The following is an 18,280-nucleotide window of genomic DNA, read 5'->3' on the forward strand; positions in this document are numbered from 1 at the left end:
CAGATCTCTCCGGACGGTGCGTGCCTCCCAGGAACGTCACAAGTCCACAGCCCGCACCGTCCGGAGAACTCAGGACTGCCCCGTTCCCCGCGGGCAGCGCCCCCCGGCAGTACCCACGCAGTACCCAGCATCACCTGAAGTACCCGATTCATCCTGATTGACCCCGTTCGTCTCGGGCCGTCCCCCGGGTCGTGCAGCCCACGCATCATCCCAAATCCCGCATCTTTCCCAGTCTTACGCGGGTGCCCCTTTGAACCTTGGGAGTAGGCCCCATGACCCAGTCGTCAGTGGAGCCGAAGACCACCGCGGAAGACGCGGGCTCCGGCTCGAACGTCCCCGCCGGCAGGTCTTGGCTCGACCGGTACTTTCACATATCCGAAAGAGGATCCACGGTCGCGGTAGAGGTCCGCGGCGGCATCACCACCTTCATGGCGATGGCGTACATCCTCCTGCTCAACCCCCTGATCCTCAACGGCAAGGACGTTGCGGGCAACGTCCTCGGCCAGCCCGGCCTCATCACCGCGACCGCCTTCGCGGCCGCCGCGACCACCCTGCTCATGGGCTTCGTGGGCAAGGTCCCGCTGGCACTCGCGGCCGGCCTGAGCGTCTCCGGCGTGCTCGCCTCGCAGGTCGTTCCCCAGATGACCTGGCCGCAGGCCATGGGCATGTGCGTGATGTACGGCGTGGTGATCTGCCTCCTGGTGGTCACCGGTCTGCGTGAGCTGATCATGAACGCGATCCCGCTCCCGCTGAAGCACGGCATCACGATCGGTATCGGTCTCTTCATCGCCCTCATCGGCCTCTACAAGGCCGGCTTCGTGGGCAAGGGCTCCCAGTTCGGCCCGCCCGTCACCCTCGGCACCGGCGGCGAACTCGCCGGCTGGCCCGTCCTGATCTTCTGCCTCACCCTGCTGCTGATCTTCGCGCTGCAGGCGCGCAACGTCCCCGGCGCCATCCTCATCGGCATCGTCGTCGGCACCATCGTCGCCGTGGTCGTCCACAATGTGGCCGGGCTCGACGCCAAGGCGTGGAACATGTCCCCGCCGGAGCTGAACGGCAGCGCGGTCTCGACCCCCGACTTCTCGCTGTTCGGGCAGGTCGAGTTCGGCGGCTGGGGCGACGTCGGCGCCATCACCGTCGGCTTCATCGTCTTCACCCTGGTCCTGGCGGGCTTCTTCGACGCCATGGCGACCATCATCGGCGTCGGCACCGAGGCCAACCTCGCCGACGACAAGGGCCGCATGCCGGGCCTGTCCAAGGCCCTGTTCATCGACGGCGCCGGCGGCGCCATCGGTGGCGTCGCGGGCGGCTCCGGCCAGACCGTGTTCGTCGAGTCCGCGACCGGCGTCGGCGAAGGCGCCCGTACCGGCCTCGCCTCGGCCGTGACCGGTGTGCTCTTCGCGGCCTGTCTCTTCTTCACCCCGCTCACCGCGATCGTGCCCCCGCAGGTCGCGTCCGCCGCCCTGGTCGTCATCGGCGCGATGATGATGCAGAACGCCAAGCACGTCGACTGGAGCGACCGCTCCGTCGCCATCCCGGTCTTCCTGACGGTCGTGCTGATGCCGTTCACGTACAGCATCACGCCCGGCGTGGCTGCCGGTGTCATCGCGTACGTCGTGATCAAGGTGGCGCAGGGCAAGGCCCGCGAGGTCGGCGCCTTCATGTGGGGTCTGACCGCGATCTTCGTGATCTTCTTCGCGCTCAACCCCATCGAGCACTGGCTGGGCGTCGGCTGACGCCAGGCCCTCCACACATCCGCAGAACCCTCAAGGAGGCCGAGATGCTGGACATCGCCGAAGAGCTGCACCGGTGGGTCGAGCAGGGACGTGATTTCGCTGTCGCCACCGTCGTGGCCGTCGGCGGGAGCGCGCCCAGGCAACCCGGTGCCGCGCTCGCCGTCGACAGTGACGGCACGGCGATCGGATCGGTCTCCGGCGGATGTGTGGAGGGCGCGGTCTACGACCTGTGTCAGCAGGCGCTGGAGGACGGCGAGACCGTCCTCGAGCGCTTCGGCTACAGCGACGAGGACGCCTTCGCGGTCGGTCTGACCTGCGGAGGCGTCATCGACATCCTCGTCACTCCGGTACGTGCGGACGCCCCTTCCAGGGATGTGTTCGCCGCCGCGTTGTCCGCCGCCGCCGGAGGGGAGGCGGCGGCGGTCGCGCGGATCACCGAAGGCCCCGCGGATCTGAAGGGCCGCGCGCTCCTGGTGCGGACCGACGGCTCGTACGAGGGCGGGCTTGGAGGCCACCCCGAGCTGGACCGCACCGCCGCCGGCGAGGCCCGCGCGATGCTGGACGCCGGCCGCACCGGAACCGTAGTGATCGGCGAGGACGGCTCGCGCTGCGGACAGCCGCTGACGCTCCTCGTCGAGTCGAGCGTCCCGCCGCCCCGCATGATCGTCTTCGGTGCCATCGACTTCGCCTCGGCGCTGGTCCGGGTGGGCAAGTTCCTCGGGTACCACGTGACCGTGTGCGACGCCCGGCCGGTGTTCGCCACCGCCCTGCGTTTCCCCGACGCCGACGAGATCGTCGTCGAGTGGCCGCACACCTACCTGGAGCGCACCCAAGTGGACGGCCGTACCGTCCTGTGCGTCCTGACCCATGACGCCAAGTTCGACGTCCCGCTGCTCGAACTGGCCCTCAAGCTCCCCGTCGCCTACGTCGGCGCGATGGGTTCCCGCCGCACCCACGAGGACCGCAACAAGCGGCTGCGTGAGATCGGCGTCACCGAGCTGGAACTGGCCCGGCTGCGCTCGCCGATAGGGCTCGACCTCGGCGCCCGGACGCCGGAGGAGACGGCTCTGTCGATCGGCGCGGAGATCGTCGCCAACCGGCGCGGCGGCAGTGGAGTGTCACTGACCGGCGCGCACACCCCGATCCACCACGACGGCGGACAGGAACCGGCCGGCCGGATAGGGTCCGTGGCCTGACCAGCCCCCGGGCGTACTGAGCCCCCACGGCTCCGCCCGCCGCCCCTTCCGTACCGGCCCGCTGTCCGCCCGGCCCGGCCACCCGCACGTCAGTGCCGGTGGCCGGGCCTTTGGTCGTCGGGCATCCGGCTGATCCGTACCAGCCGTTCGAAGTCGACCGCCACGCCGCGCAGCAGCAGATCCACCAGCTGCCCCGCCTCGCTCGGACCGACCGGGGCATCGCCGAACAGCGCCCGCTGGTACACGGTCGAGGCCAGCAGGTCCACCAGCAGGTCCGGGTCCGCGTCGGCCACCAGATCGCCCCGCTCGACGGCCCGCCGCACCGCGATCGCCGCCGCGTCACGGCTGGGCCGGACGAGAACGCCGATCAGCCGCCGGTGCAGCTCCGGGTCGCGCGCGCAGTCCGCGATCAGTGGCGCGAGGACGCCGGACGGCAGGCGCGTGTGCAGCGCGTCCGCGAGCAGCCGCACGCTCTCCATCAGATCGCAGCGGGTGCAGCCGTTGTCCGGCACCGGAGGGGTGACGAGGATCCGGACCAGCGCGTCGATGACCAGGTTCTGACGCACCGGCCAGCGCCGCCGGACGGACGCCTTGGTCGTGCCTGCCCTGGCCGCCACCTTCTCCAGCGCGAGCCCGGCGTATCCGTGCTCGCGCAGCAGGTCGAGGGTGGCCGACAGCACCGCGGCGTCGATGGCCGGGTCCCGGGGCCGGCCGGCCGCGCCCGGGCTCACCGCTCCGCCTGCTCCACGTCCTGCGGGTACCAGCGCAGCTCCACGGTGTTGCCGTCCGGGTCCTGTACGTAGACCGACTGGGCCGAGCCCCGGGCGCCGAAGCGGGAGACCGGGCCCTCCAGCACGGTGAACGTGCCGGAGTCGATGACCTCCTGCCAGTCCAGCGGGTCGACGACCAGGCAGATGTGGTCGACGTTCGACTCGCCGCGGGGACGGGAGAACAGGTCGATGATGGTGTGCGGGTTGATCCGCACCGACGGGAACGGCACCTTGCCCGCGCGCCACTCCTCCACCCGCACCGGCTCCAGGCCGAGCGGACCGCAGTAGAACTCCAGCGCCTTCTCGACGTCCCGCACATTGAGCACCAGATGATCGAAGTCCTTGACCCGCATGGTCATCCTCCGTGTCGTGTGACCGTGCCGTGTGACGCTCGCGTCGTGTGACCCGGTCGGGGTGAATGGGGCGTGCCGATGAGTTCGAATACGACTCGGTCCGGATCGTAACGGCGGAACGCGCCCCCGCGGGCGATCTCTGCCGAAGTGACGCAACGTCAGAATGCCTGGCCCGGGCGGCTCTTCCGGAGAACGGTTCCCGTGTGCAGAAGGAGGACCCTCCCGGCCGCGCTGTCCGGCGCCCTGCTTTCCGTCGGCGTGCTGTCGCTCGCCCTGGCGCTGCTCCCGGCCCGGACCGTGGCCGCCGACCCGGCCCCGGTGCACCCGGCGCGAGGGGCCGTGGACCCGCCTGCCGGCGAGTGGTTCGACGAACAGGCGCTGGAACTCGTACGGCTGGCCGATCCGCCACTCCTCCCGCTCGTCGGCGCGACCGCCCCGTAGCCTCTGTGGCCGACATGGCACCCATGTGCGCGAACTGCCGTTCTCCTAGGATCGGTTGGTTCGCTCCGCGTACGCGGAGCACATCGCCGTCCCCCACAGGCAGGAGCACCCATGGGCCAGCAGCCCGTCGCCCTCGACCCCGCAGGTACCGACCTCCACGCGGAGGCGGACCGCCTCCGCGCCCACGGCTCCGCCGCCCTCGTCGAACTGCCCGGCGGCATATCGGCCTGGGCGCCCACCGGTCACACCGTGCTCAAACAACTCCTCGCCGACGACCGGGTGTCCAAGGACCCCAATCTCCACTGGCCCGCCTGGATCGAGGGCAAGTACCGGGAGTGCTGGGTCAACACCTGGGTCGGCGTGACCAATATGTTCACCTCGTACGGCGCCAACCACCGCCGGCTGCGCAAACTGGTCTCCCCGGCCTTCACCAAACGCCGCACCGACGCGCTCGCCCCGCGCATCGAGGAGATCGCGGCCACCCTCCTCGACAGGATGGCCGACGCCCCCGACGGCCGGGCCGAACTGCGCTCCGCCTTTGCCCACCCCCTGCCCATGCAGGTCATCTGCGAGCTCTTCGGCCTTCCGGAGGACCGCCGGGCCGACACCGCCCGCCTCGTCGAGGAGATCTTCGACACCACGGCCACTCCCGACCGGGCCCTCGCCACCCTGCAGGAGATCCACGGCCTGCTCGCCGGACTCGTGGCCCTCAAGCGGGAGGAGCCCGGCGAGGACATGACCAGCGCACTGATCGCCGCGCGCGACGAGGAGGGCTCCAGCCTCACCGAGACCGAACTCATCGACACCCTGCTCCTGGTGATCGGCGCGGGTCATGAGACCACCGTCAACCTCATCGGCAACGCCGTTCACGCCCTTCTGTCCCACCCCGACCAGCTCGCGCGGGTCCTGGCGGGCGAGGTCCCCTGGAACGAGGTCATCGAGGAGACCCTGCGCTGGGCGCCCTCGGTCGCCAACCTGCCACTGCGCTACGCCGTCGAGGACATCGAACTGCCCGACGGCATCACCATCCCGCGCGGCGACGCCATCCTCGCCGCGTACGCCGCGACCGGACGCGACCCGGGCCGCCACGGCGAGACCGCTGGCGTCTTCGACATCACCCGCGTCGACAAGGAACACCTCGCCTTCGGCCACGGCGTCCACTACTGCATCGGTGCGCCGTTGGCCCGTCTCGAGGCGGCGATCGCCCTGCCCGCCCTCTTCGCCCGCTTCCCACGGCTGGCGCTGGACACGGAACGGGGTCCGGCGAGCCCCATAGAGTCGTTCATCGCGAACGGCTGGGCCGTACTGCCCGTCACGCTCACCTGACCGCACGGCCCCCACCCCTGGCCCCCGCCCCTGGCCCCCACCCCTGGCACCCGCTCCTCCTGCCGGTCCGGATCAGGTCAGCAGCGCGAGCAGATGCGAGCAGGCCGCCGTCTCCGTCGGGTGCGTGGCGATCGGCTCGTGCGTGCCCCGCTCGTACGCGCCGGTCTCCCAGCGCCCGTCCGCCGCCCGGCGCAGATAGAGGAAGTCCGGCGGAGGGGGCGCCGGCTCGTGGACACCCTCGATCCAGTAGTGGCCCTCGGGCACCGCGGCGTCGCGCAGTGCCCGGGCCAGGGCGTGCCGGTCCACCGGATCAGACGGTGACCGGTCGCAGGTAGCCGTGGTCGAGAAGCCACTTGACGCTCAGGCGCTGCCCCTCGCCCGGGTCGAGGAAGGCCGGGTCGAGCTTGATCTGCCGCCCGCCGCCGGGCTGCTCGAACCACGGGGCGATGCCGCCCTCCCAGACGACGAACGGCTTGCTCACCTCGTAGACGTGGTAGTCGCAGGCGAAGGCCGTGTCGCGCGTGTTCAGGTTCTGCGGGGGCAGGGCGCGCGCGGCGTACGGGTCGCCGGCGGGCGCCAGATAGGAGCCGTACTCGGAGCCGAACCGGTCCAGCCGCTCGCCCGGGACGAGCTGCTCGGGCTCCTTGTCGACGGTGCCGTTGACCTCGGCGAAGCCGTCGTTGGGCGGATACTTCCAGCTTCCGCTGTCGGCCGGGCCCTCCCAGTACTTCTTCAGGAAGTCCCGCGAGGAGAGGGATCCGGTGCGCTCGTAGCCGTTCAGCAGCGGCCCCACCGGCCTCTGCCACTTCTTCGGAAGCCACTTCGGGCCGAGCCGCTTGTCACCCTGGAACTCGCCGGTGCACGGCTCGGGCGGCGCGGGTCGCGGGGCGGCGTGGCCCGTGACGGCGGGTGCGGCCGGGCCGGATGCGGCGGCCTGCGCCGCCGGGGCGGTCACCATGACGGCGGTGACGCCGAGAGCGGCGAGTACGGCACGGATCCTCAGGTCGGTACGACTGCGCTCCACGCGGAGATCTCCTCATGCGGTGATGGTCCGTCAAGTCGGCGCACACAGTAGTCGATCGCTGACGGAGTGCGATGGCGTGCGGGGTCCCTTCACGGGGGCGGTGGACCCGGCGTCCGCCCCCGTCCGACCGCCGGTCAGACTGGGGCGACCGAGGTCACGCGAGACATGTGGCCCGAACGCACGAGAAGGAGGAGGCTCCCTTGAGTACGCGCCACGCGCCCGGGACCACGGGGGAAACGGACGGCCGGGGCGACCTCGTACGGGCGGTCACGGCCGGGCTGATCGCCGCGTTCGTCGGCTTCTCCAGCTCCTTCGCGGTGGTACTCGAAGGACTGGCCAAGGTCGGGGCGACACGCGCCCAGGCGGCGTCCGGGCTGATGGCGCTCTGTGTCGCGATGGGCGCCTGTGCCGTCTTCCTCAGCCTGCGCACCCGGATGCCGATCAGCATCGCCTGGTCCACGCCCGGCGCCGCGCTGCTCGCCGGCTCCGCCGCGACCGACGGCGGATTCCCGGCGGCCGTCGGGGCGTTCCTCGTCACCGGCGCGCTGATCGTGGTCACCGGCCTCTGGCAGCCGCTGGGCCGCTGGGTCTCGGCGATCCCCAAGCCCCTGGCCAACGCCATGCTGGCGGGCATCCTGCTGCCGCTCTGTCTCGCCCCGGCCAAGGCGGTACGGGAGGAGCCGGTGCTGGGACTCGCCGTCGTCGTCACCTGGGCACTGGTCGCGGCCTTCAGGAAGCTGTACGCGGTGCCGGCCGCGGTGGTCGTGGCCGCCGTACTGATCGCCACCACGACCCATGTCTCCGCCGGGGAGCTCGGCCCGCTGTGGTCCGGACCGGTGCTGGTCCGGCCGGAGTTCTCGGCGGCCGCCATGATCGGTATCGCCCTGCCGCTCTACGTCGTCACCATGGCGTCGCAGAACATCCCCGGCATCGCGGTCCTCAACGTCAACGGCTACGAGCCCCGGCCGGGCCCGCTGTTCAGCTGGTCCGGGGGCTTCAGCCTTCTCTCCGCTCCCTTCGGCGGGCACGCCGTGAACCTGGCGGCGATCACCGCGGCCCTGTGCGCCGACGAGGGGGCGGGCCCCGACCCCCGTAAGCGGTACCGGGCGGCGGCCGTCTCCGGCGTGGCGTACATCCTGCTCGGCCTGGGGGCCGGGGCCGCCGTGGCCTTCGTGAGCGCCTCACCGCCGACCCTGATCCAGGCGGTGGCGGGCCTCGCACTCCTCGGCGCACTCGGCAGCTCACTGATGGGGGCGGTGGCCGAGCCGGAGGACCGGGAGGCGGCGATCGTCACGCTGGTGGTGACGGTGTCGGGAGTGCAGTTCGCCGGGATCAGTGGCGCCTTCTGGGGGCTGCTGGCCGGCGGCGGTGTGTACGCGCTGCGGCACTGGCGGCCGGGGCGGCCCGGAGGGCAGGACCGGTCCGGGGACACGTCCGGGGACCCGTCGTCCTCGCGCCCGGTCGCGGCGTGAGGACGACGGAGGGGTGGCGCCCGGAGCGGTGTCAGTCCGTGACGGTGATCTGCTGATTCGCGTCGGTCGTGTCCGCGACCTGGTAGGTGGCCGTGAACGTCGCCGTCTGGTTGCCAGTCGGGCAGAAGAACCCGCCGGTCACGGTGGCCGGCACGGGGGCGTTGGAGACGGCCAGCGTGGACGGCGTCCCGTTGGTCCAGGCGCCGTTGACCGCGGTGGGGCCGGCGGGGGAGGCGGTGATCGTGCAGCTCGCCAGCCCGCTGGTCTTGAGCACGACCCCGCTCTTGGGCATGGTCAGTCCGGCCGCGATCGGCGCCCCGTGCTGCGCCGAGAGGCTCCAGGCCCCGTTGACGGAGTTGCTGGTCACGGTGACGCCGACACCGGCCAGGTTGGTCGAGCATCCACTGAAGGTCGGCGGGTTGATGTTCGACGTGACGGGTCCGGCGGCGTTGTGGTTGCCGGGCGCTGCGGGCACCCGGTTGCCGGCGCTCGTGGTCGTGGGCAGGGACGCCGAGACGGTGCAGGTCATGGTCGTCGACCCGGCGGTGAAGGTGGCCTTCCCGGTGAGCTTGACGGCGAAGGAGTGCCCGGCGGGGGCGACGGTCGTCGAAGGGGCCGCCGCGTCAAGGGCGTTGGCGACGCTCGTGGAGCCGAGCGTGAGGGCTGTCGCGGCGGCGAGGCCTGCCGCCGACGCGAGTAAGGAGCGCGTGCCGGAGCTGCGGATTGCCATGGGGGATCTCCTCGGAACGAACGGCATTCGATGGGGTGGGGGGTGCGAGGAGGTGCAAAGTGACTTGAGAGTAGGACTGGCGAGTAGGGGTGTACAGGTGCGCTTTGCGCCACGCATGTGACGGATCATCAGGCCCCTTCGGGACCTCTGCGAGGGAGCCGTCCGAGTGACACGTCGGCGCCGCTCGCGCCCGCGCACGCGACATGGGGGGCGCCGGGGGGCAGCCTGGCCCAAATATCTCCCAGGGAAAGGAACCCTGATGCTTGAGCGTGCGCGCCGCAAGAAGCAGACCGAGGTCACCTTCGTCATTCCGGCGGACCGGCCCGTGGGAGAGGTCAGCGTCGTCGGCGACTTCAACGACTGGCAGCCCGGCAGCCACCCCATGACCCCGCGCGAGGACGGGACCCGGGCCGTCACCGTCACCCTGCCGGGCGAGCAGCAGTACGGCTTCCGGTACCTCGCGGCCGGGGACTACTGGTTCGACGACGAGCAGGCCGACGGGCACGACGGCCGCAACGGCATCCTGCACACCTGATCACCCGGCCCCGTCTCGCCCCGGCCCCGCCTTTCCGCGCTCCCGGCCCGCCTCCTCCCGCAACCACGCCCCCGCGCGGTAGCGGGAGTGGGCCGTGGGTGTGAGCCTGGAAGCATGAGCTGGGCATCGTGGACGACGGCCGGTGTGTACGCCGGGCGGGGCGGGGTGCGGACCGACGAGGCGGGCGTGCTCACGGGTGATCTCACCGTGCACACCACCTGGTCGGACGGGGAGGTACAGGTCGCTGTGCAGTTCAGCGGCGCGTCGGACTGGTTCACGATGTCGGGCAGCCCCACACCGTGCCCGTCCGAACAGGAGAGCCGAACCCTGCATGACGCCATCGTTGAGGCGGTGCGCAGGGGTGGGGGCGCCACGGTCCCGCCGTATCAGCCCTCCCCGCCCAGACCCTCCCGCAGCTCTCAGCCGCCCCAGCCGACTCAGTAGCGCCCCACCAGCAGCGCCGCGCCCGCGCACAGTCCCGCCCCGCTGACCAGCGCCGCGACGCTCAGGCACAGCAGGCGCCGGCGCAGGGCCTCATAGCGGGCGGTGTACTGGCCGCGCAGCTCGGCGCACCGCTCGCCGATCGCCCGCAGGGTCTCCTTCGACAGAGCGACCCGCTCCTGGGCGTAGAGACGGACAACCTCCTCGTGCTGGGCGGTGGTGAGCCACGGCATGCGCCGGGCGAAGACCTCCGCCTCCGCGTGGGCTTTGCCCAGCTCCGCCTGGCAGAGCAGGTAGCCCTCGATGCGGTTGATACCGGCGGCGGCCTCCCGGCCGAGCGGGGAGGGCGCGGTCATCAGTCGCCGTCCTCGTCGCCCGAGAGCGGGGAGGCCACGCCCTTGCCCGGCTCGATGACGTCCCGGCGGCCCTGGTTCTCCACGCGCATGAGTGCCGTGATCTCGGGATGGTGGAGGTCGAACGCGGGCGCCTCCGAGCGGATTCTGGGCAGCGTGACGAAATTGTGCCGGGGCGGCGGGCAGGAGGTCGCCCACTCCAGGGATCGCCCGTACCCCCACGGGTCGTCGACGTCGATGCGCTTTCCGTACTTCGCGGTCTTCCACACGTTGTAGAGGAACGGCAGGGTCGACAGGCCCAGCAGGAACGCGCCGATCGACGAGGTCGTGTTCAGTGCCGTGAAACCGTCGGCGTGCAGGTAGTCGGCGTACCGGCGGGGCATTCCTTCGGCGCCCAGCCAGTGCTGGACGAGAAACGTCGTGTGGAATCCGACGAAGAGTGTCCAGAAGTGAATCTTTCCGAGTGTCTCGTCGAGCATCGTCCCGGTCATCTTCGGCCACCAGAAATGGAAGCCCGCGAACATGGCGAAGACGATCGTGCCGAAGAGCACGTAATGGAAATGGGCCACGACGAAATACGTGTCGGTGACGTGGAAGTCCATCGGCGGTGACGCGAGGATGACACCGGTCAGGCCGCCGAAGAGAAAGGTGACGAGGAACCCGATGGCCCACAGCATCGGGGTCTCGAACGTGATCGACCCCTTCCACATGGTGCCGATCCAGTTGAAGAACTTCACCCCGGTCGGCACGGCGATGAGGAAACTCAAGAAGGAGAAGAAGGGCAGCAGCACCGCGCCGGTGGCGAACATGTGGTGCGCCCACACGGTCGCCGAGAGGCCGGTGATGGCGATCGTGGCCCCGATGAGTCCGATGTATCCGAAGAGCGGCTTGCGGGAGAACACCGGAAGGATCTCGGTGACCACCCCGAAGAAGGGCAGCGCCAGAATGTAGACCTCGGGATGCCCGAAGAACCAGAAAAGGTGCTGCCACAACAGCGCGCCGCCGTTCTCGGCGTCGAACACATGGGCGCCGAACTGTCGGTCCGCCTCCAGCACGAGCAGCGCGGCCGCCAGCACCGGGAAGGCGAGCAGGACAAGGACCGAGGTCAGCAGCACGTTCCAGGTGAAGATCGGCATCCGGAACATCGTCATGCCCGGGGCGCGCATGCAGATGATGGTCGTGATGAAGTTGACGGATCCCAGAATCGTGCCGAACCCGGAGAGCGCCAGCCCCATGACCCACAGGTCGGCGCCCACGAACGGGGTGCGTTGCCCGCTGTTGAGCGGGGCGTAGGCGGTCCAGCCGAAGTCGGCCGTTCCCTGCGGGGTGAACAGACCTCCGACGACGATCAGGCCGCCGAAGAGGAACAGCCAGTACGAGAACATGTTCAGCCGCGGGAATGCGACATCGGGCGAGCCGATCTGCAGCGGCATGATCGCATTGGCGAAACCGACGAAGGTCGGGGTGGCGAACAGCAGCAGCATGATCGTGCCGTGCAGCGTGAACGCCTGGTTGTACTGCTCGGTCGAGACCAGTTGCATTCCGGGCCGGGCCAGCTCCGCCCGGATGATCAGCGCGAGCAGCCCGGCGAACAGAAAGAACGCGAAAGAGGTGGCCAGATAAAGGTGCCCGATCTTCTTGTGGTCCGTCGTGGTGAGCCAGGAAATCACCACGCTTCCCAAGCCGCGGCCTGCTACCGGTACGGGGGCGACGGGTTCGGTCGATGTGGCCATACGAATCCTCGGGACGCGCTGCACGGGCAGGACGGGCGCCGGGGGCACCCGATTGCTGGGGCACCAAACACTAAGGCGCACCGCGCCACGCCGGGTGGAGAGCCACGGCGTTTCTCGGCGGACGTCTTCTACCGGGCGACAGGCGGAAAGGTAATGCGCCTGCCGGATGATCGGTAAGTACGCGCAATTGCCCCGGGGGAGGCCGCGCCACCTGCCGAGGCGGTCACTGCGACCGGATCACGCACCACCCGGTCCCCCGCTCTTGACAATCGGTCATGCTCCTGACAGCTGTGGCACTGCACCACTCCCACCAACGGCACCACACCCGAAGGGGCCATCAGCGCATGACCAAGCCTGAGAGCGCGGGACACGACTACGACGTCGTCATCGGCGGAGCCGGCCTCGCCGGCAGCGCCGCAGCGATTCTGCTCGCTCGACGCGGTGTCCGCGTCGCACTGCTGGAACGCCGCGCGGACCCCGAAGCGTACAAGGCGCTGTGCACCCACTCCCTCACGGCCAACGCCTACCCGGTGCTGGACGAACTCGGCCTCGTCCCCGCTCTCGAGAAGGCGGGAGCGGTCCGCAACGAGGCCCGTTGGTACACCCGTTGGGGATGGATAGAGCCGAGGGCCGCGCCGGCGGGCCCCGAGCTGCCGTACGCGTACAACATTCGGCGCAGCACCCTCGATCCGCTCATCAGGTCCCATGCGGCAAAGACCCCTGGCGTCGATCTGCTCCTCGCTCACCATGTGACCGGGCTGGTCCGGGAAGCCGGCCGAACCGTAGGGGTGCGCGCGTCGACACCACAGGGCGAGCGGGAGATCCGGGCCCGCCTGGTGGTCGGCGCCGATGGCAAGGACTCGGCCGTGGCGAAGTTCGCCGGGGTGGCCGCTCGGCAGTACGAGAACGCGCGGTTCGGCTATCTCGCGCACTTCCGCGATCTTCCGCTGCGCGGCGGGATCGGTCACGCCTGGTTCCTCGAGCCCGACATGGCGTACGCGTTTCCGAACGACGACGGGGTGACGGTCATCGCGGTGCTCCCGGACAAGAAGCGGCTGCCGGCCTTCCGGGAAGACCTGGAGGGCAGCTTCTCCGCATTCGTCCGCGCCCTGCCCGAGGCACCCCCCATCGACTCCGCCGAGCGCATCACGAAGATCACCGGCACTGTCAACTACCCGCTTCTCAGCCGCGAGCCGACCGCACCGGGCATCGCGTTGATCGGCGACGCCGCCCTGACCGGCGACCCCCTGTGGGGAGTGGGATGCGGGTGGGCTCTGCAGTCCGCGCAATGGCTGGCAGAGGCGGTCGCCTCGGCCACGACCGGTGTGGGCGACCTCGACAGGTCGCTCGCGGTGTACGCACGCAGACACCGGCGCCGGCTGCGCGGTCACCAGTACCTGGCCGCTGACTTCGCCACGGCCCGTCCGTTCAATGCCTTGGAGCGGCTGATGTTTTCGGCGGCGGCGCGCGACGAGTCGGCGGCGCGGCACATGTATCTGTTCGCGTCCCGTCTGATCGGTCCACTGCGCTTCCTGAACCCCGTGGCACTGGCCAGGGCTTCGGTCGTCAACATCAAGCACCGCGGGGCGGCTGCGCGAAGCGCGCACCTGTCACACACGCGGTCATGACCGGCTTCCCTCCCACTCTCCGGTACTGAGCCCGGCCGAGGGGTTCCGTGAAACAGAACAGCCGATGGGCCCCCCACGACGCCGGGCCCATCGGCCTCACCTCTACAGCCAGTCCCGCTTCTTGAAGATGACGTACAGGCTGACGCAGACCACCGCCATCAGCAGGATCCCGAAGGGACAGCCGGCCGCCCACTTGAGCTCCGGCACGTGCTCGAGGTTCATGCCGTGGACCGTGCCGACGAGCGTGGGGACGAAGAGGATGGCTGCCAAGGAGGAGATCTTCTTGAAGTCGTCGCCCTCGCGGCGCTGACCTGCGGAAATCGACTGCATAGGCGGTCCGACCTGCGACGATCCGTCTTTCCGACTCTTTCACCATGCTGCCCGTTTGTACGGTCGATCCTCCCCAGCCGCTCCCCAACGTTCGCTGGGTTCGCTCCACCTCTGTAGCCTGCTCACCGGCCCGCCTTCCGTGCGCAGCACAGGACGCCCCCCGCAGTGGTCTCGATGCCGCCGCCGGTGGGCCTGAGTCATGCTGGCCGGCCGATCCAGGTCCGGCTCAGTGGTCTCGGACGTGGGTGACGACGGCGTCGAGAACGTGCGAGCGCAGCCCTGCCGACGGCGACGGCTATGCAGGGGTGAATCCACGTTGGCGGGTTCCGGTAGGCGCGAGTGCGAGGTCGGACGGGCTCGCGCGATAGTCCAGGCCCGCGCCACTCCCTGACGTGCAGACCGCCGCTGGCCGCGCCCGAGAGACGTTGTCTCGGCGGGGGCCGCACACACAGCCCCGTCCTTTCTGCACGGCGACGAACCTGGCGACACCCCCGGCCGACACTCCAGCGCACGGTCGGATCCGCGCCCACCCGCCGGCAGCAGAGGCCCCTTGCTGGTCAGGCGTAGTGTCGCGACCGGCTACCACAACACTCAGATGCTTGATCGGATTGCTGGTACTTACACGTGGCGCCGGTCCGCACGTCGTACGCTCACCGCTTTCCACACCTACCGAGAGGACCCGATGAACGAGATCGATTGCGCTCGTCCGTACGACCGTCGGCGAAGTACTGGGCGTTTATCACCTGAGCAGTAAGTGCGGCCAGGTATCTGGCGCCGGACGCTATCCGTGGACCTTCACCCGCATGTTCCAGAGTGAGGCCAAGGCCATGCTCCTACGAGTGTGCTCCCGCCGTGAGTACCGCCGCACTGCGACCGAACTGCAACGCGCGAGCCAGGAAGCGGACCACACGACCTGACTCTTGCGGACTTGCCCAGCACCACCAGCATGCAGCAGCGCGGCCCCTGCCGAGAGGTTTCCTCAGCGCAGGGCCGCGCCGCATGCCCCTGCGCCGGTCAGGCCGTCGCGGAGACAATCACCTGTTAGGACCGCTGCTCATCGACAGACGAGAATGCCGCCAAGGCAGGTGACGCGGAATACACCGTCCGCGCGGATGGTCTTTTCTACTCGTTCCTGGGCGCGCTCGATCGTCTCCTTGAAGGGGACGCCCATCTGGTCGGCCCATGCCTCGTATGAGGCCAGATGGGCGATCACAGGCCCGGGGTCGGTCACTTCGATAACTCCCGGGAGGGGGATCGTCCGTACGTCCTCGAAGACGGCGCCGAGGACTGCGGGGGCGTCCTCCAGGGTGAAGCAGGCAGAGAGCTGGACGCGTGCCGGACCCTCTGGGATGCCGAGGACGTCGCCGGCGGCTCGTCGCCAGAGGTCTTCCAGTTCGCGCTTGTCGGTGTGGCTGTTGGTGGACGCGATGGCGATGCCGCCCTTGGTCAGTACTCGGCCCAGCTCTCGGACGGCGCGTGCCTGGTCCTCCACGTGGTACAGCATGTGCATGGCCAGGATGGCCCCCAGGGCCCCGTCTGCGATGGGGAGATGTTGGACGTCCGCAGCCGCGGCGCCGGCGATGCCCGCCAGGATGCCGGGGGAGACGTCCATGGGGAGGACGGTTAGGTCCGGCCGTTGGGTGCGTATCCGCTGCACGAACTTGCCATTTCCGCAGCCCACGTCAGCCACCGCGCCGCGTACGCCCGCCAGTTCCTCCACGACGAGGCCGGGCAAGTCGTGCCGCGGGGTCTGCCACTGGTAGAGGGACTGGCGGGCTGCCAGGTGTCGGCCGGTGCCGTACGCCTGGGTGGAGAGCAGGTGCCGGTCGGTGACCGAGGGCTCGTTCGTGGGCTGGGTGCTCATCGCGGCTCCCTGGGTGTGCTGGTGATCGCGGGCCGGGAGGTGACCTCGTGGATGTGTTCACGTAGATCGACTACCGGCCGCGAGTTACGGTACGGCCCGCTGGCGATAAGCGTGTCCAGTTTGCGGAGCCTGATGGTAATGCTCGCCGTGTACTGCTCCGCCACGAGGACCGTGTCGAGTTCCGCACCGGCCACGTCCACCTGGCCGTTCGCGAGGTAGGCGGTGGCCAGGTCCAGGTGCGCGGCGTGCAGGTCGCCAGGGGAGCGGTCGTCTTCCGGCCCTGTCTGGTAGAGCTCCACCGCGCGGGTGGAGGCCATGATCGCCCGCTGGACCTGTTCGTCACCGCCAACGGCCAGCAGTGTGGTGCCGGTATAGGCCCATTGCTTGGCCTCGGGGAAGGCGAACACCCCCGGTAGCTCATCCAGGTCGGCGATGGCACGGGCCTCATGGGCAAGGGCGAGGGAGCGCAGCGCGCTGCGCCCGTCTCCGCCGGCCGCGAGGGCCCGGGCTTCCAGACTCAGCAGTCGTGCCGTGATCGTCCCGGAGCCCGGGCCCCGGCCATCCTCGTATCCGGCCCTCGCAAGGTCTGCGGCCCGCCGGTAGTCGCCTGTCCAGTACGAGGCCAGCGACTGGAAGGAGCGGGCCCAGGCTCGCAGCCTCGCGTGTTCCGCGATCTCGGCGCACTGCACCACGGTCCGGGCATGGGTGGCGGCCGACGACTCGTGGCCGAGGTCTAGGGAGACGTGCGCCGCGAGGCCGGAAAGCCATCCGGCGACGACGTACAGATGCCGGGTCTGGTGTGGGTGCTGACGGCCTTCGACCAAGCGGAACACCTCGGTGCGCAGGGTGCGGATCTCAGGGATCAGCAGGGTCAGCGGCCGGCTGACGAAGTCCCTTGCGAGGCGCTCTAAGTCGGCGTCGAGCTGCTCCAAGACCAGGGCGTTGACGTTGGTGGCGGCAGCGTGTCGAGCGAGCCGGGCTGATAGCTCCGCGTCCGCGATGATGCTGCCCGCATCGTCTGCGGGCGCTGCGGAAGTGCCGAGTGTGTGGGGTGTTCCTGAGTACGGGGTCGCCCCCTTCGGGTGCAAACCCAGCACTGCTTCGTGGTCGACTTGGAACACCGCGCACAGAGCTGCCCGGTAGTCGCCGGAGGGCCAGGTGATCGCTCCGCGCTCCAGCCGGGAGATCCAGTTCGCATCGAGCTCGGGGTCGCGGCCGGTGGCTGCTCGGACCTGGGCGCAGATCCGCTCCGCCGCCTGTGCCTGAGTCCACCGGCGCTCGTTTCTGAACCTGCGCAGGGCCTCGTTCGCCATCATCCCGCCGTCCGCTGGTCGAGTCGAAGCGCCCGGAATCCTAGCGGAATTCTTCCTAGTTCGTGCCTACAACGTGCCTACAGGAATGCCCTGTTCGGGGCCCTGGCGGCGGAGTTGACTGAACTCCTGCCCCCGCTCAGACAGCCCCGGGAGAGCCCCGTGATCACCCACGCAACTCCGGTCCGGCGCGACATCATGTACCACCACGACGACGACCAGGCCACCCTGCCGATCGAGCTGTATTGCTCTGACGGCACCACCGAAACCACGACCCTGATCCTCGACCCGCCCAGCTGGAGGTTCTGTACGCACAGCTGGACAGGGCGATCGGGATGCGCGAGGCGGCTGGGGGCACTCGGGATGACGACCACCCCCGCCCCGCAGGCCCACGTGCAGACGGACATCATTCGTGCCCTGTGTGCCTGTGTCCTCACGCCCGACACGTATCGGATACCTGGTGGCGAGGTGCGGGCGGCCACGACCCTGCTGTCGGACCACGTTCGACTGCTGCTCACCGAGTCGGGTGGAGGTACTCAAGCCTGTACAGATGCCGAGCGGCTGCTGGCGCGGGAGCCGGGTGAGGGGCGGCTCGGCGCCTGGATCCACATGCGGGCCCTTGCCCGTGTCTGCCGCGTACTCCTGATCGAGCACCAGGTGCACCGGAAGCGCGGCGTTGCCGCCTCCGGCCGGGTGCCGCAGGACGTGAACCTGGTGGCGAGGCAGTGAGACAGAGGGTTGCCGTGATCGTCTACGTGATCCTCTGCGGCGCCATCGTCAGCTGTCTCCTGTCCGCCACCGAACACTGACCACCCGCCGCTTGCGGCGGCGGGGAACGGCGGCTGCGTCCGCACCGCCGAGAAACCGAAGTGATGGAGGCACGTCATGAACCGACCCAAGCCCCAGGCGAAGCCGAGCGCGGCCGTTACTGCGGAGGCGGTCCGCCGACTGCAGCAGCGAGTGACGGCGTTCGCCGCCACGGGCACCACCAACAACTCCCCGACCACCTACCACCGGTAAATCCTGCCGGTCCGCGAA

The 18,280-nt window shown here is 69.8% G+C and carries 19 protein-coding genes and 1 pseudogene; 10 read left to right on the forward strand and 10 right to left on the reverse strand.

What is annotated here, in order from left to right:
- Positions 1-272 precede the first annotated feature (272 nt).
- A complete protein-coding gene (locus tag ACZ5VC_RS18530; protein WP_468704042.1) occupies positions 273-1,736 on the forward strand; it encodes an NCS2 family permease in 1,464 nt (487 codons plus the stop codon).
- A 44-nt stretch (positions 1,737-1,780) separates the two neighbouring features.
- Positions 1,781-2,932 (forward strand): XdhC family protein, encoded by a 1,152-nt coding sequence (locus ACZ5VC_RS18535; protein WP_469121091.1) that lies wholly within the window; start codon positions 1,781-1,783, stop codon positions 2,930-2,932.
- A gap of 89 nt (positions 2,933-3,021) precedes the next feature.
- On the opposite strand, the gene ACZ5VC_RS18540 is transcribed toward ACZ5VC_RS18535, so the two are convergent.
- Both ACZ5VC_RS18540 and ACZ5VC_RS18545 read right to left on the reverse strand, forming a co-directional pair.
- The gene (locus tag ACZ5VC_RS18540) at positions 3,022-3,663 is read right to left on the reverse strand and encodes a TetR/AcrR family transcriptional regulator (RefSeq protein WP_469121092.1); all 642 of its coding nucleotides are present in this window, start codon (positions 3,661-3,663) and stop codon (positions 3,022-3,024) included.
- On the reverse strand, positions 3,660-4,055 hold the full coding sequence (locus ACZ5VC_RS18545; protein WP_469121093.1) for a VOC family protein: 396 nt from the start codon (positions 4,053-4,055) through the stop codon (positions 3,660-3,662). The genes ACZ5VC_RS18540 and ACZ5VC_RS18545 overlap by 4 nt, the downstream gene beginning before the upstream one ends.
- A gap of 201 nt (positions 4,056-4,256) precedes the next feature.
- On the opposite strand from ACZ5VC_RS18545, the gene ACZ5VC_RS18550 reads away from it, so the two are divergent.
- Positions 4,257-4,496: a hypothetical protein gene (locus tag ACZ5VC_RS18550; protein WP_469121094.1), complete on the forward strand. Its 240-nt coding sequence runs from the start codon at positions 4,257-4,259 to the stop codon at positions 4,494-4,496.
- 111 nt (positions 4,497-4,607) lie between these two features.
- A complete protein-coding gene (locus ACZ5VC_RS18555; protein ID WP_469121095.1) occupies positions 4,608-5,822 on the forward strand; it encodes a cytochrome P450 family protein in 1,215 nt (404 codons plus the stop codon).
- A gap of 72 nt (positions 5,823-5,894) precedes the next feature.
- Here ACZ5VC_RS18555 and ACZ5VC_RS18560 read toward each other — a convergent pair whose 3' ends face one another.
- Positions 5,895-6,128 carry a hypothetical protein gene (locus tag ACZ5VC_RS18560; RefSeq protein WP_469121096.1) on the reverse strand — a complete coding sequence of 78 codons (234 nt, stop codon included), beginning with the start codon at positions 6,126-6,128 and terminating at the stop codon, positions 5,895-5,897.
- A 4-nt stretch (positions 6,129-6,132) separates the two neighbouring features.
- Positions 6,133-6,780 (reverse strand): TNT domain-containing protein, encoded by a 648-nt coding sequence (locus ACZ5VC_RS18565; RefSeq protein ID WP_469121322.1) that lies wholly within the window; start codon positions 6,778-6,780, stop codon positions 6,133-6,135.
- Between the two features lie 266 nt (positions 6,781-7,046).
- Between ACZ5VC_RS18565 and ACZ5VC_RS18570 the strand changes: the two genes are divergently transcribed.
- Positions 7,047-8,318: a benzoate/H(+) symporter BenE family transporter gene (locus tag ACZ5VC_RS18570; protein WP_469121097.1), complete on the forward strand. Its 1,272-nt coding sequence runs from the start codon at positions 7,047-7,049 to the stop codon at positions 8,316-8,318.
- Between the two features lie 31 nt (positions 8,319-8,349).
- Here ACZ5VC_RS18570 and ACZ5VC_RS18575 read toward each other — a convergent pair whose 3' ends face one another.
- Positions 8,350-9,048, reverse strand: a complete 699-nt coding sequence (locus ACZ5VC_RS18575; RefSeq protein WP_469121098.1) for a hypothetical protein — start codon at positions 9,046-9,048, stop codon at positions 8,350-8,352.
- A gap of 259 nt (positions 9,049-9,307) precedes the next feature.
- On the opposite strand from ACZ5VC_RS18575, the gene ACZ5VC_RS18580 reads away from it, so the two are divergent.
- Entirely contained in the window at positions 9,308-9,583 is a 276-nt protein-coding gene (locus tag ACZ5VC_RS18580; protein WP_468704027.1) for an isoamylase early set domain-containing protein, read from the forward strand.
- A 114-nt stretch (positions 9,584-9,697) separates the two neighbouring features.
- Positions 9,698-10,027: a hypothetical protein gene (locus ACZ5VC_RS18585; protein ID WP_469121099.1), complete on the forward strand. Its 330-nt coding sequence runs from the start codon at positions 9,698-9,700 to the stop codon at positions 10,025-10,027.
- Here the strand turns inward: ACZ5VC_RS18585 and ACZ5VC_RS18590 are convergent.
- Positions 10,021-10,380, reverse strand: coding sequence for a hypothetical protein (locus tag ACZ5VC_RS18590; protein ID WP_469121100.1), 360 nt, complete (start codon positions 10,378-10,380; stop codon positions 10,021-10,023). The two genes, ACZ5VC_RS18585 and ACZ5VC_RS18590, sit on opposite strands and share 7 nt — an antisense overlap.
- Positions 10,380-12,110 (reverse strand): aa3-type cytochrome oxidase subunit I, encoded by a 1,731-nt coding sequence (gene ctaD, locus ACZ5VC_RS18595; RefSeq protein WP_469121101.1) that lies wholly within the window; start codon positions 12,108-12,110, stop codon positions 10,380-10,382. Before ctaD ends, ACZ5VC_RS18590 begins: the two co-directional genes overlap by 1 nt.
- Before the next feature lie 344 nt (positions 12,111-12,454).
- On the opposite strand from ctaD, the gene ACZ5VC_RS18600 reads away from it, so the two are divergent.
- A complete protein-coding gene (locus tag ACZ5VC_RS18600) occupies positions 12,455-13,738 on the forward strand; it encodes an NAD(P)/FAD-dependent oxidoreductase (RefSeq protein ID WP_469121102.1) in 1,284 nt (427 codons plus the stop codon).
- Between the two features lie 102 nt (positions 13,739-13,840).
- Here ACZ5VC_RS18600 and ACZ5VC_RS18605 read toward each other — a convergent pair.
- From ACZ5VC_RS18605 to ACZ5VC_RS18615, 3 genes and pseudogenes are all read right to left on the reverse strand, one after another.
- Positions 13,841-14,026, reverse strand: a pseudogene (locus tag ACZ5VC_RS18605) (CorA family divalent cation transporter); the annotation flags it as partial.
- A gap of 1,096 nt (positions 14,027-15,122) precedes the next feature.
- On the reverse strand, positions 15,123-15,932 hold the full coding sequence (locus ACZ5VC_RS18610) for a class I SAM-dependent methyltransferase (protein ID WP_469121103.1): 810 nt from the start codon (positions 15,930-15,932) through the stop codon (positions 15,123-15,125).
- A complete protein-coding gene (locus ACZ5VC_RS18615; RefSeq protein ID WP_469121104.1) occupies positions 15,929-17,248 on the reverse strand; it encodes a helix-turn-helix transcriptional regulator in 1,320 nt (439 codons plus the stop codon). Before ACZ5VC_RS18615 ends, ACZ5VC_RS18610 begins: the two co-directional genes overlap by 4 nt.
- A 156-nt stretch (positions 17,249-17,404) precedes the next feature.
- Between ACZ5VC_RS18615 and ACZ5VC_RS18620 the strand changes: the two genes are divergently transcribed.
- Together ACZ5VC_RS18620 and ACZ5VC_RS18625 are read left to right on the forward strand one after the other, a co-directional pair.
- Entirely contained in the window at positions 17,405-17,971 is a 567-nt protein-coding gene (locus ACZ5VC_RS18620) for a DUF6415 family natural product biosynthesis protein (protein WP_469121105.1), read from the forward strand.
- A 156-nt stretch (positions 17,972-18,127) separates the two neighbouring features.
- Complete coding sequence (locus ACZ5VC_RS18625; protein ID WP_469121106.1) at positions 18,128-18,262, forward strand: hypothetical protein; 135 nt, start codon at positions 18,128-18,130, stop codon at positions 18,260-18,262.
- Positions 18,263-18,280 lie beyond the last annotated feature (18 nt).

Source organism: Streptomyces sp. NPDC033174 (genome assembly GCF_055577795.1).

Coding starts and splice junctions, on each gene's coding strand:
- ACZ5VC_RS18610 (WP_469121103.1), bottom strand. CDS start 15,932: ATGAGCACCCAGCCCACGAACGAGCCCTCGGTCACCGACCGGCACCTG.
- ACZ5VC_RS18565 (WP_469121322.1), bottom strand. CDS start 6,780: ATGGTGACCGCCCCGGCGGCGCAGGCCGCCGCATCCGGCCCGGCCGCA.
- ACZ5VC_RS18615 (WP_469121104.1), bottom strand. CDS start 17,248: ATGATGGCGAACGAGGCCCTGCGCAGGTTCAGAAACGAGCGCCGGTGG.
- ACZ5VC_RS18530 (WP_468704042.1), top strand. CDS start 273: ATGACCCAGTCGTCAGTGGAGCCGAAGACCACCGCGGAAGACGCGGGC.
- ACZ5VC_RS18575 (WP_469121098.1), bottom strand. CDS start 9,048: ATGGCAATCCGCAGCTCCGGCACGCGCTCCTTACTCGCGTCGGCGGCA.
- ACZ5VC_RS18625 (WP_469121106.1), top strand. CDS start 18,128: ATGAACCGACCCAAGCCCCAGGCGAAGCCGAGCGCGGCCGTTACTGCG.
- ACZ5VC_RS18600 (WP_469121102.1), top strand. CDS start 12,455: ATGACCAAGCCTGAGAGCGCGGGACACGACTACGACGTCGTCATCGGC.
- ACZ5VC_RS18585 (WP_469121099.1), top strand. CDS start 9,698: ATGAGCTGGGCATCGTGGACGACGGCCGGTGTGTACGCCGGGCGGGGC.
- ACZ5VC_RS18580 (WP_468704027.1), top strand. CDS start 9,308: ATGCTTGAGCGTGCGCGCCGCAAGAAGCAGACCGAGGTCACCTTCGTC.
- ACZ5VC_RS18555 (WP_469121095.1), top strand. CDS start 4,608: ATGGGCCAGCAGCCCGTCGCCCTCGACCCCGCAGGTACCGACCTCCAC.
- ctaD (WP_469121101.1), bottom strand. CDS start 12,110: ATGGCCACATCGACCGAACCCGTCGCCCCCGTACCGGTAGCAGGCCGC.
- ACZ5VC_RS18590 (WP_469121100.1), bottom strand. CDS start 10,380: ATGACCGCGCCCTCCCCGCTCGGCCGGGAGGCCGCCGCCGGTATCAAC.
- ACZ5VC_RS18535 (WP_469121091.1), top strand. CDS start 1,781: ATGCTGGACATCGCCGAAGAGCTGCACCGGTGGGTCGAGCAGGGACGT.
- ACZ5VC_RS18545 (WP_469121093.1), bottom strand. CDS start 4,055: ATGCGGGTCAAGGACTTCGATCATCTGGTGCTCAATGTGCGGGACGTC.